The following is a 24,113-nucleotide window of genomic DNA, read 5'->3' as shown; positions in this document are numbered from 1 at the left end:
ACAAAATGCGCACGGTCATCTTCGATCTGGACGGGACTTTGGCCGATACGTCGGGCGATCTGCTGGCGGCGGCGAACCATTGTTTCCGGCAGATGGGGCATGGTGATGTGCTGGTGCACGGGCAGGATGCTGCGGTGGCTTTGCGCGGCGGGCGGATGATGCTGACCCACGGGCTGAAACGCGTGGGCGCCTATAACGAAGAGACCGTGAACGCCTATTACCCGGTCCTGCTCGAGGCCTATGGACAGGCTATCGACACCCACACCACCTTCTATCCCGGCGCGCTGCAGGCGGTCGAAGCGCTGAAAGCCGCCGGATACGGTGTCGGCATCTGCACCAACAAGCCCGAGGCGCTGGCCGAGCTGCTGATGACGCGGCTGGGCGCGCGGGCGCTGTTCGGCTCGCTGGTGGGGGCGGATACGCTGCCGGTGCGCAAGCCCGACCCCGCCCCGCTGCGTGAAGCCGCGCGCCGGGCCGGGGGACATCCCGACCACTGCATCCTGGTGGGCGACTCGGATACCGACAGGAACACGGCCCGTGCCGCCGGGGTGCCGTCGATCCTTGTGACCTTCGGCCCGTCAGGCGATGACATGGCTGCGCTGCAGCCCGAGGCGCTGCTGCACCATTTCGACGATCTGCCCGCAATCGTCGCCGAGCTTGTGGGCGCGGCGGCCTGATCTCTTGACCCGCGCTGCGACTGGCCCCACAAACAACGCCATGACCGAGCGATTTTCTGGCAGTTTCACCCAGCAGGAGCCAATCCCCGACGCGGCGATCGAGGCGGCGCTGGCCGTTCTGCGCCACGGGCGGCTTCACCGCTACAACGTGGCCCCCGGAGAGGTGAGCGAAACCGCCCTTCTGGAACAGGAATTTGCCGTGCAGATGGGGGCGAAATACTGTCTGGCCGTGTCGTCGGGCGGCTATGCGCTGGCCACGGCCCTGCGTGCCGTGGGTGTCCAGCCGGGGGACGCGGTTCTGACCAACGCCTTCACGCTGGCCCCTGTGCCGGGGGCGATTGCTTCGGTCAATGCGCGCCCGGTTTTTGTGGGCGTGACCGAGGGGCTGACCATCGATCTGGACGATCTGGCGGCCAAGCTGGACCGCGCCAAGGTTTTGATGCTCAGCCACATGCGCGGGCATCTGTGTGACATGGACCGGTTGATGCAGATGTGCGACGCAGCCGGGGTGACGGTGATCGAGGATTGCGCCCACACGATGGGCGCCGCCTGGCGTGGGCAGTTGTCCGGCCGGCAGGGAGCGATCGGCTGCTATTCCTGCCAGACCTACAAACATGTGAACTCTGGCGAGGGTGGTCTGTTGATCGCCGATGACGAGATGCTGGCGGCCAAGGCCACGATGCTGTCGGGCTCGTACATGCTGTATGAACGCCACCTTGCGGCACCGGGCCCCGAGGTGTTCGAGCGGATCAAGTACACCACGCCAAACGTGTCGGGGCGGATGGACAATCTGCGCGCCGCGATCCTGCGCCCCCAGTTGCGCAATCTGGACCAGCAGGTACGGCGCTGGAACGAACGCTATGCCGAGATCGAGGCGGGCCTGCGCGGCACGCCCGGCCTGACCATCGTCGAGCGGCCTGCGGAGGAAAGATATGTAGGCTCGTCGATCCAGTTCCTTCTGCTGGATTGGGCGTCTGAGCAGATCGCCGAGGTTTTGAGGCGCTGCGCCGATCGCGGGGTCGAGCTGAAGTGGTTCGGTGGGGCCGAGCCAACCGGGTTCACTTCGCGCTATGACAGCTGGCGTTATGCCGAGTCGGAACGGATGCCCGAGACCGACCGAATTTTGCGCGGGATCATCGACATGCGCGTTCCGCTCACCTTCTCGCTGGACGATTGCCGCCTGATTGCCGGCATCATCCGCGCCGAGGTCGGCGCCGTTTTCCAGCAATAATTCAATCGAGTGCGCCATGCGGCGCACGCCCGAACCCTGCAAAAGCCGCCCGAGGGGCGGCTTTTTCATTTGGGTCACGCGATGATTGACCGCGAGGGGAAAGGTCTGTATCAGTTTATTGAACACCTGTTCATTAACGCGAGAGAGGAGAGCGCGGATGTTCACGGCGACAATGCAATTCGATCTGGGTGAAGATGTGAACGCGCTGCGCGAGATGGTGCACCGCTGGGCGCAGGAGCGGGTCAAGCCGATGGCGGCCGAGATCGACAAGACCAACGCCTTTCCCAACGAACTGTGGAAGGAAATGGGTGACTTGGGGCTGCTGGGCATCACCGTGCCCGAGGAATACGGCGGGGCGGGCATGTCTTACTTGGCCCATGTCGTGGCTGTCGAGGAGATCGCGCGGGCCTCGGCCTCGGTTTCGTTGTCCTACGGGGCGCATTCCAACCTGTGCGTCAACCAGATCAAGCTTAACGGCAACGAAGAGCAGAAGAAGAAATACCTGCCGCGCTTGGTTTCGGGCGACCATGTGGGCGCGCTGGCCATGTCCGAGGCCGGTGCCGGGTCGGACGTGGTCTCGATGAAGCTGCGCGCCGAAAAGCGCAATGACCATTACCGCCTGAACGGCAACAAATACTGGATCACAAACGGCCCGGATGCCGATACGCTGGTCGTCTATGCCAAGACCGACCCGGACGCCGGGTCCAAGGGCATCACGGCCTTCCTGATCGAGAAAGAGATGAAAGGGTTCTCGACCTCGCCCCATTTCGACAAGCTGGGGATGCGCGGGTCGAACACGGCCGAGCTGATCTTCGAAGATGTCGAAGTGCCCTTCGAGAACGTTTTGGGCGAAGAGGGCAAGGGCGTTGCCGTGCTGATGTCAGGCCTCGACTATGAACGGGTGGTTCTGGCCGGGATCGGTACCGGAATCATGGCAGCCTGTCTGGACGAGATCATGCCTTATATGGCCGAGCGCAAGCAGTTCGGCAAACCGATCGGAACCTTCCAGCTGATGCAGGGCAAGATCGCCGACATGTACACGGCGATGAACTCGGCGCGGGCCTATATCTACGAGGTGGCCAAGGCCTGTGATCGGGGCGACGTGACCCGGCAGGATGCGGCGGCGTGCTGCCTCTATGCGTCCGAGCAGGCGATGGTTCAGGCCCATCAGGCGGTGCAGGCGATGGGTGGGGCCGGATTCCTGTCGGATGCGGCGGTCAGCCGGATCTTCCGCGATGCCAAGCTGATGGAGATCGGCGCGGGCACCAGCGAGATCCGCCGGATGCTGATCGGCCGTGAGCTGATGAACGAGATGCTATGAAGAAAAACGCCTCGCCGACGAGGTCACGGCGAGGCGTATCCGATCGAAGGATCAGAAGCGATGGACGTAGGACACGCCAACCAGCCACGGATCGACCTCGGCCTTGCCGATGTTCGCGCCGTTCAGCGTGACGTCCGAGTCGATGTCGAACCAGCGGACGTTCAGGCGAACCGCGCCCTTGTCCGTGACCATGTAGTCCAGACCGGCTTGCAGCGACACGCCGAACGAGTCGTCGACCTTGAGATCGCCCAGCGGCGATTCCTCGTCGAAGAAGATGGTATAGTTCAGACCGGCACCGACATAGGGCTTCCAGGCACTGTTGGTCGGGAAGTGATAGTTCAGCGACAGGGTGGGCGGCAGGTGCTTGACGCTGCCGGCATCGACGCTTCCGCCCAGCGTGACGTCATGCTTGAACGGGGTTGCGGCCAGCAACTCGATGCCCAAGTTGTCGCGGATGAAATACTCGGCGGTGAAGATCGGGCGGGTGTCCGAGTCGATGTCGGTGCTAAATCCGGCCAGCGTACCGTTGTCGGATTTCGGGTCCAGATACCCGATGCCGATACCCAAGGTCCAGTCGCCCTCCGACTGGGCGAAGGCGGGGGCCGACAGGGCGGCGACGGCGGTGGAAAGCGCGAGGATGGCGAGTTTCTTGGTCATTTTCATGCCTTTGGGTTAGTTGACGCGCCCAGTGTTTCAGGTCGGTCGGGTCGGGACACTGATCTGAGTCAAAATCTGCCTTTTGTTTTGTTTGAGAAAATGCGTTCAAGGCATAAGAAAATAAGGGGTAAATCCATTGCATCCCACTAGGCGCATACCAGGTTTGCACCGGGGTGGGGGCTGGGTGATTCCGCCCGGGTTGAACATGGCGCGTCAGTGCCTCTCGCAGCCAGCCGAGCAGGTGGCTATCCTTGATCTATCTTCTGTGGTTACGACCGAGATCACCTATGGTGAACTTGAACAAATGACCGATCGGCTGGCGCGCGGGTTGCTCCGCAGAGTGCAACCCGGCGACCGGGTCGGCGTGCTGCTCAGTCAGTCACCGTGGTGCGCGGCCGCGCATCTGGCCATCTGGAAGATCGGGGCAATCTCGGTGCCGTTGTTCAAGCTGTTCAAGCGCGATGCCCTGGCCTCGCGCATCGGCGATGCGGGGGCCGGGTATGTGCTGACCGACGGCGAGGGCGCCGATATGTTGGGCGATCTGGCGCAGCCGCTGATCGTGTCAGAACTGGGGGCGGACGGGCCCGCCGTGGATTTTGCTGACACCGGTCCCGAGGACCCGGCGGTGCTGATCTATACATCGGGCACGACGGGCAAGCCCAAGGGGGCGCTGCATGGGCACCGAGTGCTGACTGGGCATCTGCCGGGCGTGTCCATCAGCCACAACCACCTGCGTGCTGGCGACTGCCTGTGGACACCGGCCGACTGGGCCTGGATCGGCGGGTTGTTCGACGTGCTGATGCCGGGGCTGGCGCTGGGCATTCCGGTCGTCGCTGCGCGGCTCGACAAGTTCACCCCCGAGGCCTGCGCGGAGGTGGTCAAGCGCGGCGGCGTGCGCAACGTGTTCTTTCCTCCCACGGCGCTGCGGATGCTCAAGGCTGCGGAAATAGCGATCCCCGGCCTGCGGTCCGTGGCCTCGGGTGGCGAGCCACTCGGCGCGGAAATGTTGGCGTGGGGGCAGCGGGCCTTTGGCCTGACGATCAACGAATTCTACGGCCAGACCGAATGCAATATGGTCGTCTCGTCCTGTGCCGAGGATTTCCCCGCGCGCCCGGGCTGTATCGGCAAGCCAGTGCCGGGCCACGAGGTCGCGGTGATCGACGCCGCAGGCAAGCCGACCGACGCCGAGGGTGATGTGGCCATCCGGCGTGGCTCGGCCTCGATGCTGCTGGAATACTGGAACAACCCGCAGGCCACGGCCGAGAAGTTTCGCGGCGATTGGCTGGTCACCGGTGACCGCGGCGTGTGGGAGGGCGACTATCTGCGCTTTGTCGGCCGCGAGGATGACGTGATCACCTCGGCGGGATACCGCATCGGCCCGGCCGAGATCGAGGATTGCCTGCTGACCCACCCGGCGGTGGCCACCGTGGGCGTGGTCGGCAAACCCGACCCGCTGCGGACCGAGATCGTGAAGGCCTATGTGGTGCTGAAACCGGGGTCTGAGGCCTCGGAACAAGAGCTACAGGATTGGGTCAAGGACCGTCTGGCACATTATTCCTACCCGCGAGAGGTGGCTTTTGTGCAAGACTTGCCTTTGACCGTGACGGGGAAAGTCATTCGCAAGGAATTGAAACGTCGCGCGTCCGAGGAGATGTGCCATGGCAGATAAATCCAGCGTCCGGACCGGAGTCGAGTTCAGCGCGACCGTCATCGCGGTTATTGGGGCCTTTTGGGCCGGAAAGACCTATTTCGAAACCTGGATGCGCGACACGATCGACAAGGCGGTCGAAGAAAAGGTTGCCGTCATCGAAAAACTGCAAGTGGCTGATCTGCTGATTTTTTACGGCTACCCGGACGAGGCCATATCGGAATTGCGCAAGATCGCCGGTCGGGTCGCCAGGCTGGATGCCGAAGATAAACGCAGGATCGCGTTTTATGACAACTATCTGGATGCGGTGGCCGACTCGGAGGGCACGCTGAAATACGAACCGGAAATCCGGATGCTGCACGACGTCTTCAGCAACGAGATGCAGACCGATGGCTGGCATGACGAGAAGCTGGCCTATGTCGCGATGTTCCTGCCTGAGGCGCAGGCGGATGACGGGTATTTCGGTCGTCAGGTCGTTGGGCGGCTCAAACTCGCGGTCAACCAATACGAGGCAGACGACGACTATGAGAGCCTTGGGAGCGCCTATCGCAACCTGTCGCTGGCCTATCTGTGCCGCGGAGAACAGGACAAGGCCGTCGAGGCGATGGAAATGGCGGCCGAGATGCAGCCGTTCGAATATTATTTCATGGTTCCGATGTGGGATCTTGAGGATTTCCTCGAAGAGCCGGAAATCAAGAAGCTGGACACCGTCTGCTCCAGCAACGTGTCGCAGGGCTATGCGCGCATCATGCAGAGCTTTGGCGTCAGCGAAAACCCCGTTCGCGAATTTCTGAGAGAGTATACCAGATGAAGCTGCGATCTTCCGCTTTGCCCTCGTCCGATGGCTTCAAGCAAAACCGTGCCGCGCACCTTGAGGCGTTGGCGCAGATCTCTGACGCCGCCGAGGCCGCGCGCATGGGCGGGGGCGAGAAATCGCGCGAACGCCATGTGTCGCGGGGCAAGATGCTGCCCCGGCGGCGGGTGGCGAACCTGCTGGATCCGGGGTCTCCGTTCCTGGAAATCGGCGCGACGGCGGCGCATGGCATGTATGACGGTGCGGCCCCTTGTGCCGGTGTCATTGCGGGCATCGGCCGGGTGCAGGGGCAAGAGGTCATGGTGGTCTGCAACGACGCCACCGTGAAGGGCGGCACCTATTATCCGATGACGGTCAAAAAGCACCTGCGCGCGCAGGAGATCGCCGAGGAAAACCATCTGCCCTGCATCTATCTGGTCGACAGCGGCGGCGCGAACCTGCCCAACCAGGATGAGGTCTTTCCCGACCGCGACCATTTCGGCCGCATCTTCTACAACCAGGCACGGATGAGCGCCAAGGGCATCCCGCAGATTGCTGTGGTGATGGGCTCGTGTACCGCGGGCGGCGCCTATGTGCCGGCCATGTCCGACGTCACGATCATCGTCAAGGAACAGGGCACGATCTTTCTGGCTGGCCCGCCGCTGGTCAAGGCGGCGACGGGCGAGGTCGTCAGCGCCGAGGACCTGGGCGGCGGCGACGTGCACACGCGCCTTTCGGGTGTGGCCGATTATCTGGCTGAGGATGATGCCCACGCGCTGGCTCTGGCCCGCCGGGCCGTTGGCTCGTTGAACCGGAACAAGCCGCAGACGGTGGATTGGGCCAGCCCCGAAGACCCGGCCTATGACCCCGAGGAAATCCTGGGCGTTGTCCCGGCCGATCTGCGCACGCCGTATGACATACGCGAGGTGATCGCGCGCTTGGTCGATGGCTCGCGTTTTGACGCGTTCAAGCCTCGGTTCGGCGAGACGCTGGTGACCGGCTTCGCCCATGTCAAAGGCTGCCCCGTCGGGATCATCGCCAACAACGGCGTGCTGTTTTCCGAGGCCGCGCAGAAAGGCGCGCATTTCGTGGAACTGTGCAGCCAGCGCAAGATCCCGCTGGTTTTCCTGCAAAACATCACCGGGTTCATGGTGGGCCGCAAGTACGAGAATGAAGGCATCGCGCGCCATGGCGCCAAGATGGTGACCGCCGTGGCCACCACAAGCGTGCCCAAGATCACCATGCTGGTGGGCGGCTCTTTCGGGGCCGGGAACTATGGCATGGCGGGGCGCGCCTATCAGCCCCGTTTCCTGTGGACGTGGCCGAATAGCCGTATCTCGGTCATGGGTGGCGAGCAGGCCGCCGGTGTTCTGGCAACGGTCAAACGCGACGGGATCGAACGGCAGGGCGGCACATGGTCGGCCGAGGAAGAGGCCGAATTCAAACGCCCGACGCTCGAGATGTTCGAAGAGCAGTCGCACCCGCTTTATGCCTCTGCCCGGTTGTGGGATGACGGCATTATTGACCCGCGCAAAAGTCGCGATGTACTGGCCCTGTCGCTGAGCGCCGCACTGAACGCACCCATAGAGGACACGCGCTTTGGCGTGTTCCGGATGTAGAAGGGGCGGTTCGATGCTGGAAAGCTTGAAAGAAAGATACCCTGGGGCCGAGACTTTTCAGTTCGGCGACAGCCGGGCATTGTGCGACAACTTGCTGGCTCTGGTCCGCTCGGGGCGCAAGACCGCGACATGTGGCGCATTGCGTAACTTTGCGGCGGGTGGCGAGGCAATGCCGCAGGTTGGCCGCCGCGACATCGCTTTGGACTGGGACGGACAGCCCGCGCTGGTCATCGAAACGGTCGATGTGACGGTCCGGCGCTATTGCGATGTGGACGAGGCGTTTGCCCTGGCCGAGGGCGAAAACGACAGCCTGAAAGGCTGGCGCGAGGATCATCGTAGATATTTCGAAAGAAACGGCGGCTTCGACCCAAAGATGGAGTTGGTCTGCGAACGGTTTCGCCTTGTGGAAGATCTGGCAGGGAAAGGGTAACGGCCATGTTTGACAAGATCCTGATCGCCAACCGGGGCGAGATTGCCTGCCGGGTCATCGAAACCGCGCACAAGATGGGCGTGGCCTGCGTCGCCGTGTATTCAGATGCGGACGCGGCCGCCAAGCATGTGCAGATGGCGGATGAGGCCGTGCATATCGGCGGAGCGGCTCCGGCCGACAGCTATCTGAAAGGCGACGTGATCATTCAGGCCGCGCTGGACACCGGCGCGCAGGCGATCCACCCAGGGTACGGGTTTCTGTCCGAGAACCCCGATTTCGTGGATGCAGTTCAGGCGGCGGGCCTGATCTTCATCGGCCCCTCGGCGGATGCAATCCGCAAAATGGGTCTGAAGGATGCCGCCAAGGCGTTGATGGAGCAGGCTGGCGTCCCGGTCGTGCCCGGCTATCACGGCGATAACCAGGACCCCGAGCATCTGGCCGGTGCGGCCGACACGATCGGCTATCCGGTTCTGATCAAGGCGGTGGCCGGCGGTGGTGGCAAGGGGATGCGGCTGGTCGAGAAACCCGCGGATTTCGCAGCCGCCCTGGACAGTGCCCGGGGCGAGGCCAAGACCGCCTTTGGCAATGATGCCGTTCTGGTCGAGAAATTCGTGGCCAAGCCCCGCCATATCGAGGTTCAGGTCTTTGGCGACGGCACCAATGCCGTGCATCTGTTCGAGCGTGACTGCTCGCTGCAGCGCCGCCACCAGAAGGTGATCGAGGAAGCACCGGCCCCCGGAATGACGCCCGAGATGCGCGAAGCGATGGGCCAGGCGGGCGTGCGCGCGGCCGAGGCCATCGGCTACAAGGGCGCAGGCACCGTGGAGTTCATCGTCGATGCCTCGGACGGTCTGCGCCCCGACCGCTTCTGGTTTATGGAGATGAACACCCGCCTGCAGGTCGAACACCCGGTGACCGAAGCCATAACCGGCATCGACCTGGTCGAATGGCAGTTGCGGGTTGCGGCGGGCGAAAGCCTCCCAAAACAGCAGAGCGAGTTGTCGATCAATGGCCATGCCTTCGAGGCCCGGTTATATGCAGAAGACGTACCCAAAGGGTTCCTGCCCGCGACGGGCACTCTGACCCATCTGGAGTTTCCGCGCGGCTGTCGCGCCGACAGCGGCGTGCGGGCGGGTGACACGATCAGCCCGTGGTATGACCCGATGATCGCCAAGGTGATCGTGCACGGCCCGACCCGCGCGGTGGCGCTGGGACAACTGCACCGGGCGCTGCGCCAAACGCAGGTGGCGGGAACCGTCACCAACCTGTCTTTCCTGGGCGCACTGACCCGGCACGCCGGGTTTGCGGCGGGGGATGTGGATACCGGGTTGATCGGCCGCGATCTGGACGATCTGGTGCGCGAACCCGCCGTCACCCCGGCAATGACCGTTGCGGCCGCGATGGCCGCGACCGGACTGGACAAGCCCGCCGAGGACACCGGGTTTACCCTCTGGGCCCCGCTGCACCGAGCGCTTCAGATGAAGCTCGACGGCGAGGTTCTGGAACTGGACGTCCAGGTCGCAGGGCCGGACCGACAGGACTGGCAGGTTAGCGGGACCAGCGTGATCGCCGAACGGGTCAACGGCCGCTGGGTCATCGACGGTCAGCCGATGCCTCCGGTTGCGATTACGGGCCACGATGTCACCGTGTTCGACGCCTATGGCGTGAGTTTCGAGGTGCTGGACCCGCTGGACCGCGACGTCAGCGCCGCCGGTGACACCAACGTGGTCGAGGCTCCGATGCCTGGGCTGGTCAAAGCGGTATTCGCAGCGCCGGGACAGGCGGTGAAGGAGGGCGACCGGCTGGCCATCCTCGAGGCGATGAAGATGGAGCATTCGCTGCTGGCCGCCCGCGACGGTGTCGTGGCCGAGGTTCTGGCCGAGGCCGGATCGCAGGTCGAGGCCGGCGCGGCGCTGGTCCGGCTGGAAGACGACTGAAACCCTGAACGCCCGCCCCAAACGAGGCGGGCCGGACTGAACAGGAGGGCACCGCGATGGCGGAACGTGTCGAGATTTTCGAAGTGGGGCCACGCGACGGGCTGCAGAACGAAAAGCGCGAAATCCCAGTTTCCGAGAAGATCGCGCTGGTCGACTGTCTCAGCCGGGCGGGGTTCAGCCGGATCGAGGTGGCCAGTTTCGTTTCGCCCAAATGGGTGCCGCAGATGGCCGGCAGCGCCGAGGTGCTGGCCGGGATCACCCGCGCCCCCGGCGTGCGCTATGCCGCGCTGACCCCGAACATGCGCGGCTATGAGGACGCGCTGGCTGCCGGGGCGGATGAAATCGCGGTGTTTGCCTCGGCATCCGATGGGTTTTCCAAGGCCAACATCAACGCAACCATCGCCGAATCCATCGAGCGGTTCGTCCCGATCCTCGAGGCGGCGCGCCATATCGACCTGCCGGTACGCGGCTATGTTTCCTGCGTGACCGACTGCCCCTATGACGGGCCGACGCCACCCGCCAAAGTGGCCGAGGTGGCCGACCTGCTGTTTTCGCACGGCTGTTACGAGATCTCGCTGGGCGACACGATCGGGCAGGGGACACCCGACAGCATCGCGCGGATGCTGCTGGCGGTGCGTGAATATGTGCCCGCGACCCGCTTGGCCGGGCATTTTCATGACACCAACGGGCGCGCGATCGACAATATCGACGCGTCTCTTGCGCTGGGCGTCCGGGTGTTCGACGCCGCCGTGGGCGGATTGGGTGGCTGCCCCTACGCACCGGGCGCGGCCGGGAATGTGGCCACCGAAGCCGTGGCCGCGCATCTGGAGCGGCTGGGCTATGACACCGGACTGGACGCCGCCGTGCTGAACGAAGCGGCGGAAATGGCCCGCGCAATGCGGGCGGGATAAGAGGCTGACATGTTTGAAACCATCTCGATCTCCACCGACCCGCGCGGGGTTGCCACGCTGACGCTGAACCGGCCGGAAAAACACAACGCGATGTCGGCGCAGATGATCGCCGAACTGACCCAGGCCGCCGCGCAACTGGGGAAAACCGACGACGTGCGTGTCGTAGTTCTGACCGGCGCGGGCAAGAGCTTCTGCGCCGGGGGTGACTTGGGCTGGATGCAGGCCCAAATGGCCGCCGATCCCGAGACCCGCTTTGTCGAGGCACGCAAGCTGGCCGAGATGCTGAACGCCCTGAACACCCTGCAAAAACCGTTGATCGGCGCGCTTCAGGGCAACGCCTTTGGCGGTGGCGTGGGCATGGCCGCGGTCTGTGACGTGGCCGTCGGCGTGGACAGTCTGAAGATGGGGCTGACCGAAACCCGGCTGGGGCTGATCCCGGCCACCATCGGCCCCTATGTCATCGCCCGCATGGGCGAGGCCCGCGCGCGGCGCGTGTTCATGTCGGCCCGTCTGTTCGACGCGGCCGAGGCGGTGGATCTTGGCCTGCTCGCGCGGGCCGTTCCGGCGGATGAGTTGGATGCCGCGATCGAAGCCGAAGTGCAGCCCTATCTGTCCTGTGCGCCGGGCGCCGTGGCCTCGGCCAAGGCGTTGGTTCGGGACCTCGGGCCGCGCATCGACGACGCGGTGATCGACCACACGATCCGGGCGCTGGTCGACCGATGGGAAACGGACGAGGCGCATGAGGGAATCAGCGCTTTCTTCGACAAGCGAAAACCTTCATGGAATAGTGAGGTTTGACCGTCCGCGACCATTTGAAGCCAAGGGCTTGCGCCTAGTGCAGCGCTGGGCGTTGGCAAGCCGAATATTCGGTGCCATGCGCGCTTGTGCTCGGTTGACCCTCTGACCCCGCGCGGATAGAGAATGTCCAGTCAACACGCCAATTGACGGCGCGTCTCGTTCGGGATGCGCAGGAAAGGAGCCACTCGTGGAAGAGCTGTTGCGGGAATATCTCCCGATCCTGGTGTTTCTGGCCGTCGCCGTGGGCCTTGGAATCGTCCTGATTCTGGCCGCCGTCGTTCTGGCAGTCCGCAATCCCGACCCCGAAAAGGTCAGCGCCTATGAATGCGGGTTCAACGCGTTCGACGATGCGCGGATGAAGTTCGATGTCCGATTCTATCTGGTTTCGATCCTGTTCATCATCTTCGACCTTGAGATTGCGTTCCTGTTTCCCTGGGCCGTGGGCTTCAAGGATATCAGCGATGTCGGCTTCTGGTCGATGATGGTGTTCCTGGGCGTTCTGACCATCGGCTTTGCCTATGAATGGAAGAAGGGGGCCTTGGAATGGGAGTGATGACGGGTGCAAACACCGCGGGCGTTGACAAGGAAGTCGCCACCCAGGCCCTGAACGCCGAGTTGCAGGACAAAGGGTTCCTGCTGACCTCGTCCGAGGACATCATCAACTGGGCGCGCACCGGCTCGCTGCACTGGATGACCTTCGGCCTGGCCTGCTGCGCGGTCGAGATGATGCACACCTCGATGCCGCGCTACGATGCCGAACGCTTCGGCATCGCGCCGCGTGCATCCCCGCGCCAGTCGGACGTGATGATCGTGGCAGGCACTCTGACCAACAAGATGGCGCCGGCTCTGCGCAAGGTCTATGATCAGATGCCCGAGCCGCGCTATGTCATCTCGATGGGATCCTGCGCCAATGGCGGCGGGTATTACCACTATTCCTATTCGGTGGTGCGCGGCTGCGACCGCATCGTTCCGGTGGACATCTACGTTCCCGGCTGCCCGCCGACCGCCGAGGCGCTGCTGTATGGTCTGTTGCAGTTGCAACGCAAGATCCGCCGCACCGGCACCATCGTGCGCTGAGGAGGAACCCTGATGAGCGAAGCACTCAAGGAACTTGGCGCACTGATCGAAATCAAGCGGCCCGACTGCGTCCTGTCATGGGACGTCAGCTTTGGTGAGTTGAGCGTCGATGTGGCCCCGTCGAACCTGATCGAATTCGTCGAGTATCTGAAGTCTGACCAGAACTGCAAATTCTCGACCCTCGTCGACATCACCGCCGTGGACTATCCCGAGCGGGCCAAGCGGTTCGACGTCGTCTATCACTTCCTCTCGATGTATCAGAACCATCGCATCCGGCTGCGGGTCTCGGTCCGCGAGGACGAGATGGTGCCCTCGATCGTCGATGTGCACCCGTCCGCCAACTGGTTCGAGCGCGAAGTGTTCGACATGTTCGGCATCCTGTTCTCGGGCCATCCGGACCTGCGGCGCATCCTGACCGACTACGGGTTCCGGGGATACCCACTGCGCAAGGATTTCCCGACCACCGGTTACACCGAGGTTCGCTATGACGAGGCGCAGAAGCGCGTGGTCTATGAGCCAGTCTCGCTGGTTCAGGAATACCGCCAGTTCGACTTCATGAGCCCGTGGGAGGGTGCGAATTACATTCTGCCGGGGGACGAAAAGCAGGAGACCAAGTAAATGGGCGGCATCTGGTGGCTGATCCTTTCGGCGCTGACCATCATCCCGATGGTCAAGCTTCTGCCGTTTTTCGGGATCAACAAATACTGGGCGCTGGCCTGTCTGGTTCCCTTCGGCACGATCGCCCTTTTGTGGTGGATGGGTCTGAAGCTGCAGGAACTGGAGCGCCGCTGAGATGCTGACGATGCTTGGAGAACTGGTTGTGATTGGGGCTCTGGGCGCGTTGTTGGCCGGGGCGGCGGTGAAAGCGGCAGACGCCGAAAGGGTCCGGGTTCGGGCCGAGGCAAAAAAGAAAAACCGGGGGCGGCGCTGAGGCCCTCGCTTGCCGGACCGGTCCGGCACGAACGGAACAGCCGGGGTTGATCCCCGGACAGGAGAGACACGATGATGGATGGCGGCAAGGGCTTCGAAGACGCTCTGACGGGCGAGCAGAAGATCCGCAACTTCAACATCAACTTCGGCCCGCAGCACCCTGCGGCCCACGGCGTGCTGCGTCTGGTGCTGGAACTGGATGGCGAGATCGTCGAACGCTGCGACCCGCATATCGGCCTGCTGCACCGTGGCACCGAAAAGCTGATGGAAAGCCGGACCTATCTGCAGAACCTGCCGTATTTTGACCGTCTGGATTACGTGGCGCCGATGAACCAGGAACACGCCTGGTGCTTGGCCATCGAAAAGCTGACCGGGGTCGAAGTGCCGCGCCGCGCCTCGCTGATCCGGGTTCTGTATTCCGAGATCGGGCGCATCCTGAACCACCTGCTGAACGTGACGACCCAGGCGATGGACGTTGGCGCGCTGACCCCGCCGCTATGGGGCTTTGAAGAGCGGGAAAAGCTGATGGTCTTCTATGAGCGCGCCTGCGGTGCGCGCCTGCACGCCGCCTATTTCCGTCCCGGTGGCGTTCACCAGGACCTGCCGCCCGAACTGCTTGACGATATCGAGGCCTGGAGCCATGCTTTCCCCGCTGTTCTGGATGATATCGACGGCCTGCTGACCGAGAACCGCATCTTCAAGCAGCGCAACTGCGATATCGGCGTGGTGACCGAGGACGACATCCAGAAATACGGATTCTCGGGCGTGATGGTGCGCGGATCGGGCCTGGCCTGGGACCTGCGACGCGCGCAACCCTATGAATGCTACGACGAATTCGAGTTCCAGATTCCCGTCGGCAAGAATGGCGACTGCTATGACCGCTATCTCGTCCGCATGGAGGAGATGCGCCAGTCGGTGTCGATCATTCGTCAGGCCATCTCCAAGCTGCGCGACTGCCCCGGAGACGTTCTGGCGCGCGGCAAGATCACCCCGCCGAAACGTTCGGACATGAAGACCTCGATGGAAAGCCTGATCCATCACTTCAAGCTGTACACCGAAGGCTTCCACGTTCCGGCGGGCGAAGTCTATGCCGCCGTCGAAGCGCCCAAGGGCGAGTTCGGCGTCTATCTGGTCGCCGACGGCACCAACAAGCCGTACCGCGCCAAGCTGCGCGCGCCGGGCTATCTGCACCTGCAAGCCATGGACCACGTCGCCAAGGGCCACCAGCTGGCCGACGTCGCCGCCATCATCGGCACAATGGATGTCGTATTTGGAGAGATTGACCGCTAATGCTCCGCCGCCTGCACCCCGAACAACCCGAAAGCTTTGCCTTCACGCCCGCCAATCTGGACTGGGCCAAGGCTCAGATTACCAAGTACCCCGAGGGCCGTCAGGCCAGCGCGGTCATCCCGCTGCTGTGGCGCGCGCAAGAGCAGGAGGGCTGGCTCAGCCGCCCGGCCATCGAATATGTGGCCGAGATGCTGGACATGTCCTACATCCGGGTGCTTGAAGTTGCATCCTTCTACTTCATGTTTCAACTGCAACCGGTTGGTTCCGTTGCGCATATTCAGGTTTGCGGCACCACGTCCTGCATGATCTGCGGGGCCGAGGATCTGATCGCGGTCTGCCGCGAAAAGATCGCGCCCAAGCCTCATCAGCTGTCGGCGGACGGCAAGCTGAGCTGGGAAGAGGTCGAATGCCTGGGGTCGTGCTCGAACGCGCCGATGGCGCAGATCGGCAAGGACTATTACGAGGATCTGACCGCCGAGAGCTTTGCCCGCATCATCGATGATCTGGCTGCCGGCAAGGCGCCGGTTCCGGGTCCGCAGAACGGGCGCTATGCCGCCGAGCCCAAGGGCGGCTTGACCAGCCTGAAACAGTACGAGGCCGGCAAGTCCAAGTACAATGCCAGCGTTCAACTGGCCGCCGATCTGGGCGATACGGTCAAGCGCATCGATGGGACCGAGGTTCCGATCCTGACGCCATGGCTGGGCAAGGACGGCAAGGCCGCCGGCGCGAAAGCCGCGCCCAAGCCGCCCAAGGCGGCGGACCCGGGCAAGCCCGCGGCCCGTCAGGCCGCGCCCAAGAAATCCGCCAAGGCCGAGCCATCTTCGCCCGAGGGCGCCGCAGCTAGGCCCGCAACCGCCGAGACTCAGCCCGAAACGCTGACTGGTCCTCGTGGCGGCAAACCCGACGATCTGAAGCTGCTGAAGGGCGTAGGCCCGAAGCTCGAGCAGACGCTGAACGAACTGGGCTTTTACCACTATGACCAGATCGCGGCCTGGACGCCCGAACAGGTGGCCTGGGTAGATGCACGGTTGAAATTCAAGGGCCGGATCGAACGCGACGGCTGGATCGAACAGGCGGCCAAGTTGGCGGCCGGCGAGGAAACCGAATTTGCCAAACGTGCCAAGAAAGAAGGCACTTACGAAGACTGAGAGACGGTGCCCGATACGGGCATCGGAGTGTGATGGACAAGGACAAGGAACAGGCCATCGCCCGCAAGGGCCGACATATCGGCGTGGTCATCGCAGTGACCATGCTGATGTGGCTTGCCGTGACCCTGTTCATCGGCCCGGCGCTGGAACTGCCGGGACGCTATGCGCTGCTGTTTGATTTCGCCGCGATCGCGGCCTTCATCTATGCAGGCGTCAACATTTTTCAACTCTGGCGCATGCGTCAGGACAGCCAAAGGTAACACGCGATGCTGAAGGATCAGGACCGGATCTTTACCAACATCTACGGGATGCACGAGCGCACGCTGAAGGGCGCCCAGGCCCGCGGGCATTGGGACGGCACCGCTGACCTGATCGCTAAAGGGCGCGACTGGATCATCCAGACGATGAAGGATTCGGGATTGCGCGGGCGTGGCGGCGCGGGCTTTCCGACCGGTCTGAAATGGTCGTTCATGCCAAAAGAAAGCGATGGCCGTCCGTCTTACCTTGTTGTGAACGCTGACGAATCCGAACCGGGCACCTGCAAGGACCGCGAGATCATGCGCCACGATCCGCACACGCTGATCGAAGGCTGCCTGATCGCGTCGTTCGCGATGAACGCGCATACCTGCTACATCTACATCCGGGGCGAGTACATCCGCGAGCGCGAGGCGCTGCAGGCCGCCATCGACGAGGCCTATGATGCCGGCCTGCTGGGCAAGAACGCCGCCGGCTCGGGCTGGGATTTCGACCTGTTCCTGCACCACGGCGCCGGCGCCTATATCTGCGGCGAGGAAACCGCGCTGCTGGAAAGTCTCGAAGGCAAGAAGGGCATGCCGCGCATGAAGCCGCCGTTCCCGGCGGGGGCGGGTCTGTATGGCTGCCCGACCACGGTGAACAACGTGGAATCTATTGCCGTCGTGCCCACGATTCTGCGCCGCGGTGCCGACTGGTTCGCCGGTTTCGGCCGCCAGAACAACGCGGGCACCAAGCTTTTTGCGATCTCGGGTCACGTCAACAACCCCTGCGTGGTCGAAGAGGCGATGTCGATCAGCTTCGAAGAACTGATCGAGACCCATTGCGGCGGCATCCGCGGTGGGTGGGACAACCTGTTGGCCGTGATCCCCGGTGGCTCGTCCGTGCCTTGCGTGCGCGGCGAGAACATGCGCGATGCGATCATGGATTTCGACTATCTGCGCAACGATCTGGGCTCGGGGCTGGGAACGGCGGCTGTGATCGTGATGGACAAGTCCACCGACATCATCAAGGCGATCTGGCGCCTATCGAAATTCTACAAGCACGAAAGCTGCGGCCAGTGCACGCCCTGCCGCGAAGGCACGGGCTGGATGATGCGCGTGATGGATCGCCTTGTCCGCGGCGAGGCCGAGCTGGAAGAGATCGACATGCTGTTCGAGGTGACCAAGCAGGTCGAAGGCCACACGATCTGTGCACTGGGGGACGCGGCCGCATGGCCGATCCAGGGCCTGATCCGCAACTTCCGCGAAGAAATCGAAGACCGCATCAAGGCCCGCAAATCGGGCCGTATGGGTGCGATGGCGGCGGAGTAGATCCGATGGAAGTATATTCCGAATACTCGCACGCGATTGCCGCGCTGGTGATCTTTACGCTGGTGGTCCTGCTGCTGGCGCCGTTCTCGGCGCTGGCCAAGCAGGGCAAGGGCCTGGCGCCAGGGGCGACGCCGGAACAGAACTATGCCGACAGTGCCTATCGTCTGAACCGCGCCTATCTTAACGGAACCGAAACTCTGCCCGCGTTCCTGACCGTGACTCTGGCGGCCATGCTGCTGGGGGTCAGCCCGGTCTGGGTGAACTGGCTGGCCTCGATCGCCTTGGTGGCGCGTCTGGTGATGCTGGTGGTTCATATCCGCGGCATTGGCAAACCGCACAGCGGCCTGCGAAGCGTTCTGTACGTTGTGGCCTGGGCATGCATGGCTGTGCTGGGCGTCATGGCTTTGGTGGCGGCGATCTGATGGCAAGGCTGATCCCTATTGTTGCCCGTGGTAGGGCCATTGCTCCGTTGACCGGTGTTTTGGCGGTTCTTGCGGTGCTGTCGGCCTGCGGTGGCAAGGCCGAGGATCGCGTGCTGTTCGATGGGCAGGCATTTCGCGCCAAGGCGAAGGCGGTCGACAAGAAAAGGTCGCCGGCCGATTTCACCGTGACGGTCAAGGGCGTGTCGGCTTCGTTGGACGGCGCGCGCGAAGCGGGGCGCTATGAGGCCACGCGGTTCTGTGTGCAGAATTTCGGGTCTTCCCGCATCGCCTGGAAAATCGGACCGGATGCCGAGCCGCAGACTCTGCGGATCGACAATGACAGCCTGACTTTTGCCGGGAAGTGTCAGCGGCCATGACCCATGCCATGTCATATCAGGTTCCGGCAGGCCGCGCGTTATTGCATAGCGGTCGAGGGAAGTGTCGTCTTGGGGAACCCAAGACGAAAGGATATGTCATGAAAGCTGCGAAACTTTCCGCCGTTGCCTGCGTCGTCGCGCTGCCTGCCGTGGCCGGAGCCAAACCGCCCTTGCGCGAAGTTAAGGAGATCGACGACTCGCTCTACTACATCGCCATCGCCAACGAGATTTCGGAAATCTGCCCGACAATCAGCGGGCGTCGTCTGAAGGCGATAGGCGTGATGTGGGGGCTGCGATCCAAAGCGAACCAGCTGGGATATTCGGATGCCGAGATCCGGGCCTATGTGGAATCGGATGCCGAAAAGGCGCGGATGCGCGCCAAGGGCGAGGCATACCTGGCTCAGAACGGCGTAAGCTATGCCGACACCGAAACTTTCTGTGCGCTGGGGCGCAGGGAAATCGAAAGAAACAGCGCCATTGGCGTGTATTTGAGGGCGAACTAGACCATGTCTGACCTCCGCAAGATCGTGATCGACGACAAGGAAATCGAAGTCGATGGTGCAATGACCCTGATCCAGGCCTGTGAACAGGCCGGGATCGAAGTTCCGCGTTTCTGCTATCACGAGCGCCTGTCGATCGCAGGCAACTGCCGCATGTGCCTTGTCGAGGTCGTGGGCGGCCCGCCCAAGCCCGCCGCCTCGTGCGCCATGCAGGTGCGCGATCTGCGCCCGGGGCCGGAAGGCCAGCCGCCGGTGGTCAAGACCAACTCGCCCATGGTCAAGAAGGCCCGCGAAGGCGTGATGGAGTTTCTGCTGATCAACCACCCGCTGGATTGCCCGATCTGCGACCAGGGCGGTGAATGCGATCTGCAGGATCAGGCGATGGCCTATGGCATCTCGGCCAGCCGGTTCCGCGAGGCCAAGCGCGCGGTGGACGATCTGGATCTTGGGCCGCTGGTGGGCACCGCCATGACCCGCTGCATCAGCTGCACCCGTTGCGTCCGCTTCACCACCGAGGTGGCGGGGGTCGACCAGATGGGGCAGACCGGTCGGGGCGAAGACGCCGAGATTACCACCTATCTGAACCAGACGTTGGACTCGAACCTTCAGGGCAACATCATCGACCTGTGCCCGGTGGGCGCGCTTACTTCAAAGCCTTATGCGTTCACCGCCCGCCCATGGGAGCTGACCAAGACCGAATCCATCGACGTGATGGATGCTCTGGGCTCGAACATCCGGGTTGACACCAAGGGCCGCGTCGTGATGCGCATTCTGCCACGCAACCATGACGGCGTGAACGAAGAGTGGATTTCCGATAAGACACGCTTTGTCTGGGACGGGCTGCGCCGCCAGCGGCTGGACACGCCCTATATCCGCGAGAACGGCCTTTTGCGTCCGGCCAGCTGGACCGAGGCGCTTGCGGCCGCGGCGGACGCGATGAAGGGCAAGACCGTGGCCGGCCTGGTCGGCGACCTGGTTCCGGTCGAGGCCGCCTTTGCCCTGAAGCAGATGATCGAAGGGCTGGGTGGCAAGGTCGAGTGCCGAACCGACAATGCCCGCCTGCCCATCGGCAACCGCTCGGGCTATGTCGGCAACGTGGCGATTGAAGAGATCGATACCGCGAAAGAGATCATCCTGATCGGCACCAACCCGCGCGACGAAGCCCCGGTGCTGAACGCGCGCATCCGCAAGGCGTGGCTGGCCGGGGCTACGGTCAAGGTGATCGGTCCGGCGGTGGATCTGACCTATGATTATGACCATTTGGGTGAGGACCGCGCGGCTCTGGCCAAGGCAAAGGCAGGCAAGGATGCCATCGTGATCGTCGGGCAGGGCGCCGTGACCGAGGCCGACGGCCTGGCCGTTCTGGCTGCGGCCCAGGCCTTGTCGGGCCGCCTGTTCGTGCTGCACACGGCTGCGGCGCGGGTTGGTGCGATGGATGTTGGCGCCGTCACCGAAGGAGGAATCGAGGCAGCGATCGATGGGGCCGAGGTGATCTACAACCTCGGGGCCGACGAAATCGAGATCGAGGACGGCCCCTTCGTGATCTATCAGGGCAGCCACGGTGACCGCGGTGCCCACCGCGCCGACATCATCCTGCCCGGAGCCGCCTATACTGAGGAAAACGGGCTGTTCGTGAACACCGAAGGTCGCCCGCAATTGGCGATGCGCGCCGGGTTCGCCCCGGGCGAGGCCAAGGAGAACTGGGCGATCCTGCGGGCGCTTTCGGCCGAGCTGGGGCAGGCGCTGCCCTACGACTCGCTGGCGCAGCTGCGCACGGCGGTGGTCGAGGCGGTGCCGCATCTGGCGCAGATCGACCAAGTGCCCGAGAACGAAATGCAGCCGCTCGAGGCCGGGCCGTTGGGGCAGGCGACCTTCCGAACTGTGATCAAGGATTTCTATCTGACCAACCCGATCGCGCGGGCGTCGCAGCTGATGGCAGAGCTTTCGGCGCTGGCCAAGGCGCGCGGCAACCAGAAGATCGCGGCGGAATGAGTCTGGCGGCGTTCATACGGCAGAACAACGGCGCGCCGTTGCCCGCCGGCTCGTATGACGGGGCGGCGGCCGCGTCGTGTGCGCGACCGTTGAAAAGGAAGAAAAAAGGTGGCGTACGGGCGGCGGATGCTGTTTACACCGACACGCCAAACCAACCGCTTGCGGTGCGAGTCTCTGGCCGTCGGGCTGGGCTTGGCGGCCACGGCGGCAAACGGAATACCCACGGTGTGAGGACCAATGGCTGAATTCTTTGACACCCCGGGCGGAATAGCCCTGATCATACTGGCACAGGTGCTGGCCGTCGTCGCCTTCGTGATGATCTCGCTGTTGTTCCTGGTCTATGGCGACCGCAAGATCTGGGCGGCGGTCCAGATGCGTCGCGGCCCCAACGTCGTGGGCGCGTATGGTCTGCTGCAATCGGTGGCGGATGCGCTGAAATACGTGGTGAAAGAGGTGGTAATCCCCGCCGGGGCTGACCGGACGGTGTTTATCCTGGCGCCTCTGACATCCTTCGTGCTGGCCATGATCGCTTGGGCGGTCATTCCGTTCAACGATGGCTGGGTGCTGTCGGATATCAACGTGGCCATCTTGTACGTGTTCGCCGTATCCTCGCTCGAGGTTTACGGCGTGATCATGGGGGGCTGGGCGTCGAACTCGAAATACCCGTTCCTCGGAAGCCTGCGCTCGGCCGCGCAGATGATTTCCTACGAGGTTTCGATCGGCCTGATCATCATCGGGGTGATCATCTCGACCGGCTCGATGAATTTTGGCGACATCGTGCGGGCGCAGGACGGCGCGTTCGGGTTCTTCAGCTGGTACTGGCTGCCGCATTTCCCGATGGTGTTCCTGTTCTTCATCTCGGCGCTGGCCGAAACCAACCGCCCGCCGTTTGACCTGCCCGAGGCGGAATCGGAACTGGTTGCCGGCTACCAAGTGGAATATTCGGCCACGCCCTTCCTGCTGTTCATGGCGGGCGAATACATCGCCATCTTCCTGATGTGCGCGCTGACTTCGCTGCTGTTCTTCGGCGGCTGGCTGTCGCCTATCCCTGGCCTGCCGGATGGCGTGCTGTGGATGGTCGCCAAGATGGCGTTCTTCTTCTTCCTGTTCGCGATGGTCAAGGCGATCACGCCGCGCTACCGCTATGACCAGCTGATGCGGCTGGGCTGGAAAGTTTTCTTGCCGTTCAGTTTGGTGTGGGTGGTCTTCGTGGCTTTTGCTGCAAAATTCGATTGGTTCTGGGGCGCGTTTGCCCGCTGGAGCGTAGGAGGCTGACAATGACCCAGATCGACTATACCCGTGCGGCCAAGTATTTCCTGCTGCAGGACTTCTGGCAGGGTTTCAAGCTGGGGATGAAGTATTTCTTCGCCCCCAAGGCCACGGTGAACTATCCGCATGAAAAGGGCCCGCTGTCGCCCCGGTTCCGGGGCGAACATGCTCTGCGTCGTTATCCGAACGGCGAGGAACGCTGTATCGCCTGCAAGCTGTGTGAGGCGATCTGCCCGGCCCAAGCCATCACCATCGACGCCGAACCGCGCGAAGACGGCAGCCGCCGCACCACGCGTTATGACATCGATATGACCAAGTGCATCTATTGCGGCTTCTGCCAGGAGGCCTGCCCGGTCGATGCGATCGTCGAAGGGCCGAATTTCGAATTCGCCACCGAGACCCGCGAAGAGCTGTTCTATGACAAGCAGAAACTGCTAGAGAACGGCGACCGCTGGGAAGCCGAGATCGCCCGCAACCTAGAACTGGACGCGCCGTACAGATGAGTGATCCGGTCAAGAACCCATTCGAGCAGATGCTGAAACAGGCACATGACATGGCTAAGGCGTTCAACCCGGCGCTGGAGAGCTATTCGCCCGTCGACGCGATGCGCGGCTTCGAGGCGCTGTGGCCGACCATGCCCAAAGAGGTCATGGAGATGATGTTCGGCAACACCGTCAATCCGGGCGGATTGGATGCCAAGACCCGCCTGTTGCTGACGCTGGCGGGGCTGACCTGTCAGGGCGCGCAGGCCGATACGGCCGTGCGCCAAACGGTGCGCCATGCCATCGAGGCAGGGGCCAAGAAACAAGAGATCGTGGAAACGATCGGTCAAATGTCGGTCTTTGCCGGCATCCCGGCCATGACCCGGGCGCTGGAACTGGCGCAGGAGGCCATGGGCGAAAACGAGGATGATGACCAATGAGCGTATTTGCCTTTTACCTCTTTGCCATCAGCGCCATCACCGGCGGGCTGTTCACCGTGATCAGCCGGCAGCCGGTGCATTCGGTGCTGTGGCTGATTTTGGCCTTCCTGTCGTCTGCGGGGCTGTTCGTGCTGCTGGGGGCGGAATTCGTCGCCATGCTGCTGATCATCGTCTATGTCGGCGCGGTGGCGGTGCTGTTCCTGTTCGTGGTGATGATGCTGGACGTGGATTTTGCCGAGCTCAAGGCCGAGATGGCGCGCTACATGCCTTTGGCCCTGCTGATCGGTCTGGTCATCCTGATGCAGTTCGTCATGGCCTTTGGCGCCTGGGACAGCGCACAGGGCGCGGCGGCCAACCTGGCCCAGCCGATCCCGGCCGATCGCCACAACACCGAAGCGCTGGGTGTCATCCTTTACGATCAATACTTCCTTCTGTTCCAACTGGCGGGCCTGATCCTGTTGGTGGCCATGATCGGTGCCATTGTACTGACGCTGCGCCACCGCCAGGACATCAAGCGGCAGGACATCATCGCCCAGATGATGCGCGACCCGGCCAAGGCGCTGGAGTTGAAGGACGTGAAACCGGGGCAGGGACTTTGA

Annotated in this window: 27 protein-coding genes; 26 read left to right on the top strand and 1 reads right to left on the bottom strand. The window is 63.1% G+C overall.

The genetic code is table 11. From position 1 onward, the window contains the following. Positions 1 to 5: 5 nt before the first annotated feature. From AC2FMD_RS00430 to AC2FMD_RS00420, 3 genes are all read left to right on the top strand, one after another. On the top strand, positions 6 to 677 hold the full coding sequence (locus AC2FMD_RS00430) for an HAD-IA family hydrolase (RefSeq protein ID WP_496712982.1): 672 nt from the start codon (positions 6 to 8) through the stop codon (positions 675 to 677). Positions 678 to 717: 40 nt separating this feature from the next. After that, on the top strand, positions 718 to 1,908 hold the full coding sequence (locus AC2FMD_RS00425; protein WP_496740900.1) for a DegT/DnrJ/EryC1/StrS family aminotransferase: 1,191 nt from the start codon (positions 718 to 720) through the stop codon (positions 1,906 to 1,908). Positions 1,909 to 2,065: 157 nt separating this feature from the next. Beyond that, the gene (locus tag AC2FMD_RS00420) at positions 2,066 to 3,229 is read left to right on the top strand and encodes an isovaleryl-CoA dehydrogenase (RefSeq protein ID WP_496740898.1); all 1,164 of its coding nucleotides are present in this window, start codon (positions 2,066 to 2,068) and stop codon (positions 3,227 to 3,229) included. 51 nt (positions 3,230 to 3,280) lie between these two features. Here AC2FMD_RS00420 and AC2FMD_RS00415 read toward each other — a convergent pair whose 3' ends face one another. Further along, positions 3,281 to 3,886, bottom strand: coding sequence for an OmpW/AlkL family protein (locus AC2FMD_RS00415; protein ID WP_496740896.1), 606 nt, complete (start codon positions 3,884 to 3,886; stop codon positions 3,281 to 3,283). A gap of 205 nt (positions 3,887 to 4,091) precedes the next feature. On the opposite strand from AC2FMD_RS00415, the gene AC2FMD_RS00410 reads away from it, so the two are divergent. The 23 genes from AC2FMD_RS00410 to AC2FMD_RS00300 all read left to right on the top strand — a co-directional run bounded on the left by AC2FMD_RS00410 (position 4,092) and on the right by AC2FMD_RS00300 (position 24,113). Beyond that, the gene (locus AC2FMD_RS00410; RefSeq protein WP_496740894.1) at positions 4,092 to 5,555 is read left to right on the top strand and encodes an AMP-binding protein; all 1,464 of its coding nucleotides are present in this window, start codon (positions 4,092 to 4,094) and stop codon (positions 5,553 to 5,555) included. After that, positions 5,545 to 6,345, top strand: a complete 801-nt coding sequence (locus tag AC2FMD_RS00405) for a hypothetical protein (RefSeq protein ID WP_496678926.1) — start codon at positions 5,545 to 5,547, stop codon at positions 6,343 to 6,345. The genes AC2FMD_RS00410 and AC2FMD_RS00405 overlap by 11 nt, the downstream gene beginning before the upstream one ends. Further along, on the top strand, positions 6,342 to 7,946 hold the full coding sequence (locus AC2FMD_RS00400; RefSeq protein ID WP_496740892.1) for a carboxyl transferase domain-containing protein: 1,605 nt from the start codon (positions 6,342 to 6,344) through the stop codon (positions 7,944 to 7,946). The genes AC2FMD_RS00405 and AC2FMD_RS00400 overlap by 4 nt, the downstream gene beginning before the upstream one ends. Positions 7,947 to 7,959: 13 nt before the next feature. Next, positions 7,960 to 8,376, top strand: coding sequence for an ASCH domain-containing protein (locus AC2FMD_RS00395; RefSeq protein ID WP_496740890.1), 417 nt, complete (start codon positions 7,960 to 7,962; stop codon positions 8,374 to 8,376). Positions 8,377 to 8,381: 5 nt separating this feature from the next. Next, positions 8,382 to 10,313: an acetyl/propionyl/methylcrotonyl-CoA carboxylase subunit alpha gene (locus AC2FMD_RS00390; RefSeq protein ID WP_496740888.1), complete on the top strand. Its 1,932-nt coding sequence runs from the start codon at positions 8,382 to 8,384 to the stop codon at positions 10,311 to 10,313. A 56-nt stretch (positions 10,314 to 10,369) separates the two neighbouring features. After that, positions 10,370 to 11,224 carry a hydroxymethylglutaryl-CoA lyase gene (locus tag AC2FMD_RS00385; RefSeq protein WP_496740886.1) on the top strand — a complete coding sequence of 285 codons (855 nt, stop codon included), beginning with the start codon at positions 10,370 to 10,372 and terminating at the stop codon, positions 11,222 to 11,224. Between the two features lie 9 nt (positions 11,225 to 11,233). After that, the gene (locus tag AC2FMD_RS00380; protein WP_496712997.1) at positions 11,234 to 12,022 is read left to right on the top strand and encodes a crotonase/enoyl-CoA hydratase family protein; all 789 of its coding nucleotides are present in this window, start codon (positions 11,234 to 11,236) and stop codon (positions 12,020 to 12,022) included. 187 nt (positions 12,023 to 12,209) lie between these two features. Continuing rightward, positions 12,210 to 12,575 (top strand): NADH-quinone oxidoreductase subunit A, encoded by a 366-nt coding sequence (locus AC2FMD_RS00375; protein ID WP_093964903.1) that lies wholly within the window; start codon positions 12,210 to 12,212, stop codon positions 12,573 to 12,575. Next, the gene (locus tag AC2FMD_RS00370) at positions 12,566 to 13,099 is read left to right on the top strand and encodes a NuoB/complex I 20 kDa subunit family protein (RefSeq protein ID WP_093964904.1); all 534 of its coding nucleotides are present in this window, start codon (positions 12,566 to 12,568) and stop codon (positions 13,097 to 13,099) included. The genes AC2FMD_RS00375 and AC2FMD_RS00370 overlap by 10 nt, the downstream gene beginning before the upstream one ends. A gap of 12 nt (positions 13,100 to 13,111) precedes the next feature. Continuing rightward, positions 13,112 to 13,717 carry an NADH-quinone oxidoreductase subunit C gene (locus AC2FMD_RS00365; protein ID WP_496686109.1) on the top strand — a complete coding sequence of 202 codons (606 nt, stop codon included), beginning with the start codon at positions 13,112 to 13,114 and terminating at the stop codon, positions 13,715 to 13,717. Continuing rightward, positions 13,718 to 13,891, top strand: a complete 174-nt coding sequence (locus AC2FMD_RS00360) for an NADH dehydrogenase (RefSeq protein WP_068347518.1) — start codon at positions 13,718 to 13,720, stop codon at positions 13,889 to 13,891. Positions 13,892 to 14,104: 213 nt separating this feature from the next. Continuing rightward, positions 14,105 to 15,319, top strand: coding sequence for an NADH-quinone oxidoreductase subunit D (locus AC2FMD_RS00355; protein WP_496678951.1), 1,215 nt, complete (start codon positions 14,105 to 14,107; stop codon positions 15,317 to 15,319). Next, complete coding sequence (locus AC2FMD_RS00350; protein WP_496678935.1) at positions 15,319 to 16,467, top strand: NADH-quinone oxidoreductase subunit E; 1,149 nt, start codon at positions 15,319 to 15,321, stop codon at positions 16,465 to 16,467. Before AC2FMD_RS00355 ends, AC2FMD_RS00350 begins: the two co-directional genes overlap by 1 nt. Before the next feature lie 32 nt (positions 16,468 to 16,499). Then, positions 16,500 to 16,727, top strand: a complete 228-nt coding sequence (locus AC2FMD_RS00345) for a DUF5337 domain-containing protein (protein WP_496678937.1) — start codon at positions 16,500 to 16,502, stop codon at positions 16,725 to 16,727. A gap of 6 nt (positions 16,728 to 16,733) precedes the next feature. Continuing rightward, a complete protein-coding gene (gene nuoF, locus AC2FMD_RS00340; RefSeq protein ID WP_496678939.1) occupies positions 16,734 to 18,032 on the top strand; it encodes an NADH-quinone oxidoreductase subunit NuoF in 1,299 nt (432 codons plus the stop codon). Between the two features lie 5 nt (positions 18,033 to 18,037). Further along, positions 18,038 to 18,454 carry an MAPEG family protein gene (locus AC2FMD_RS00335; protein WP_496678940.1) on the top strand — a complete coding sequence of 139 codons (417 nt, stop codon included), beginning with the start codon at positions 18,038 to 18,040 and terminating at the stop codon, positions 18,452 to 18,454. After that, positions 18,454 to 18,831, top strand: coding sequence for a hypothetical protein (locus tag AC2FMD_RS00330; RefSeq protein WP_496686115.1), 378 nt, complete (start codon positions 18,454 to 18,456; stop codon positions 18,829 to 18,831). The genes AC2FMD_RS00335 and AC2FMD_RS00330 overlap by 1 nt, the downstream gene beginning before the upstream one ends. Positions 18,832 to 18,929: 98 nt before the next feature. Further along, positions 18,930 to 19,334: a DUF5333 domain-containing protein gene (locus tag AC2FMD_RS00325; protein WP_496740884.1), complete on the top strand. Its 405-nt coding sequence runs from the start codon at positions 18,930 to 18,932 to the stop codon at positions 19,332 to 19,334. 3 nt (positions 19,335 to 19,337) lie between these two features. Then, entirely contained in the window at positions 19,338 to 21,323 is a 1,986-nt protein-coding gene (gene nuoG, locus AC2FMD_RS00320; protein ID WP_496740883.1) for an NADH-quinone oxidoreductase subunit NuoG, read from the top strand. Between the two features lie 237 nt (positions 21,324 to 21,560). After that, positions 21,561 to 22,598 carry an NADH-quinone oxidoreductase subunit NuoH gene (gene nuoH / locus AC2FMD_RS00315; protein ID WP_496686123.1) on the top strand — a complete coding sequence of 346 codons (1,038 nt, stop codon included), beginning with the start codon at positions 21,561 to 21,563 and terminating at the stop codon, positions 22,596 to 22,598. 2 nt (positions 22,599 to 22,600) lie between these two features. Next, positions 22,601 to 23,095: an NADH-quinone oxidoreductase subunit NuoI gene (gene nuoI / locus AC2FMD_RS00310; protein ID WP_005984030.1), complete on the top strand. Its 495-nt coding sequence runs from the start codon at positions 22,601 to 22,603 to the stop codon at positions 23,093 to 23,095. Then, complete coding sequence (locus tag AC2FMD_RS00305) at positions 23,092 to 23,514, top strand: carboxymuconolactone decarboxylase family protein (RefSeq protein WP_496713560.1); 423 nt, start codon at positions 23,092 to 23,094, stop codon at positions 23,512 to 23,514. Before nuoI ends, AC2FMD_RS00305 begins: the two co-directional genes overlap by 4 nt. Next, positions 23,511 to 24,113: an NADH-quinone oxidoreductase subunit J gene (locus tag AC2FMD_RS00300; protein ID WP_496682814.1), complete on the top strand. Its 603-nt coding sequence runs from the start codon at positions 23,511 to 23,513 to the stop codon at positions 24,111 to 24,113. The genes AC2FMD_RS00305 and AC2FMD_RS00300 overlap by 4 nt, the downstream gene beginning before the upstream one ends.

This window comes from Ruegeria sp. BHSC276, assembly GCF_059612945.1.
The sequence above is the reverse complement of the archived record's forward strand: the minus strand, read 5'-3'. Positions and strand labels throughout refer to the sequence as shown.

Coding starts and splice junctions, on each gene's coding strand:
- AC2FMD_RS00300 (WP_496682814.1), top strand. CDS start 23,511: ATGAGCGTATTTGCCTTTTACCTCTTTGCCATCAGCGCCATCACCGGC.
- AC2FMD_RS00420 (WP_496740898.1), top strand. CDS start 2,066: ATGTTCACGGCGACAATGCAATTCGATCTGGGTGAAGATGTGAACGCG.
- nuoH (WP_496686123.1), top strand. CDS start 21,561: ATGGCTGAATTCTTTGACACCCCGGGCGGAATAGCCCTGATCATACTG.
- AC2FMD_RS00395 (WP_496740890.1), top strand. CDS start 7,960: ATGCTGGAAAGCTTGAAAGAAAGATACCCTGGGGCCGAGACTTTTCAG.
- AC2FMD_RS00430 (WP_496712982.1), top strand. CDS start 6: ATGCGCACGGTCATCTTCGATCTGGACGGGACTTTGGCCGATACGTCG.
- AC2FMD_RS00355 (WP_496678951.1), top strand. CDS start 14,105: ATGGATGGCGGCAAGGGCTTCGAAGACGCTCTGACGGGCGAGCAGAAG.
- nuoI (WP_005984030.1), top strand. CDS start 22,601: ATGACCCAGATCGACTATACCCGTGCGGCCAAGTATTTCCTGCTGCAG.
- nuoG (WP_496740883.1), top strand. CDS start 19,338: ATGTCTGACCTCCGCAAGATCGTGATCGACGACAAGGAAATCGAAGTC.
- AC2FMD_RS00305 (WP_496713560.1), top strand. CDS start 23,092: ATGAGTGATCCGGTCAAGAACCCATTCGAGCAGATGCTGAAACAGGCA.
- AC2FMD_RS00400 (WP_496740892.1), top strand. CDS start 6,342: ATGAAGCTGCGATCTTCCGCTTTGCCCTCGTCCGATGGCTTCAAGCAA.
- AC2FMD_RS00410 (WP_496740894.1), top strand. CDS start 4,092: ATGGCGCGTCAGTGCCTCTCGCAGCCAGCCGAGCAGGTGGCTATCCTT.
- AC2FMD_RS00370 (WP_093964904.1), top strand. CDS start 12,566: ATGGGAGTGATGACGGGTGCAAACACCGCGGGCGTTGACAAGGAAGTC.
- AC2FMD_RS00425 (WP_496740900.1), top strand. CDS start 718: ATGACCGAGCGATTTTCTGGCAGTTTCACCCAGCAGGAGCCAATCCCC.
- AC2FMD_RS00345 (WP_496678937.1), top strand. CDS start 16,500: ATGGACAAGGACAAGGAACAGGCCATCGCCCGCAAGGGCCGACATATC.
- AC2FMD_RS00325 (WP_496740884.1), top strand. CDS start 18,930: ATGAAAGCTGCGAAACTTTCCGCCGTTGCCTGCGTCGTCGCGCTGCCT.
- AC2FMD_RS00330 (WP_496686115.1), top strand. CDS start 18,454: ATGGCAAGGCTGATCCCTATTGTTGCCCGTGGTAGGGCCATTGCTCCG.
- AC2FMD_RS00350 (WP_496678935.1), top strand. CDS start 15,319: ATGCTCCGCCGCCTGCACCCCGAACAACCCGAAAGCTTTGCCTTCACG.
- AC2FMD_RS00365 (WP_496686109.1), top strand. CDS start 13,112: ATGAGCGAAGCACTCAAGGAACTTGGCGCACTGATCGAAATCAAGCGG.
- AC2FMD_RS00405 (WP_496678926.1), top strand. CDS start 5,545: ATGGCAGATAAATCCAGCGTCCGGACCGGAGTCGAGTTCAGCGCGACC.
- AC2FMD_RS00415 (WP_496740896.1), bottom strand. CDS start 3,886: ATGACCAAGAAACTCGCCATCCTCGCGCTTTCCACCGCCGTCGCCGCC.
- AC2FMD_RS00390 (WP_496740888.1), top strand. CDS start 8,382: ATGTTTGACAAGATCCTGATCGCCAACCGGGGCGAGATTGCCTGCCGG.
- AC2FMD_RS00335 (WP_496678940.1), top strand. CDS start 18,038: ATGGAAGTATATTCCGAATACTCGCACGCGATTGCCGCGCTGGTGATC.
- nuoF (WP_496678939.1), top strand. CDS start 16,734: ATGCTGAAGGATCAGGACCGGATCTTTACCAACATCTACGGGATGCAC.
- AC2FMD_RS00385 (WP_496740886.1), top strand. CDS start 10,370: ATGGCGGAACGTGTCGAGATTTTCGAAGTGGGGCCACGCGACGGGCTG.
- AC2FMD_RS00380 (WP_496712997.1), top strand. CDS start 11,234: ATGTTTGAAACCATCTCGATCTCCACCGACCCGCGCGGGGTTGCCACG.
- AC2FMD_RS00360 (WP_068347518.1), top strand. CDS start 13,718: ATGGGCGGCATCTGGTGGCTGATCCTTTCGGCGCTGACCATCATCCCG.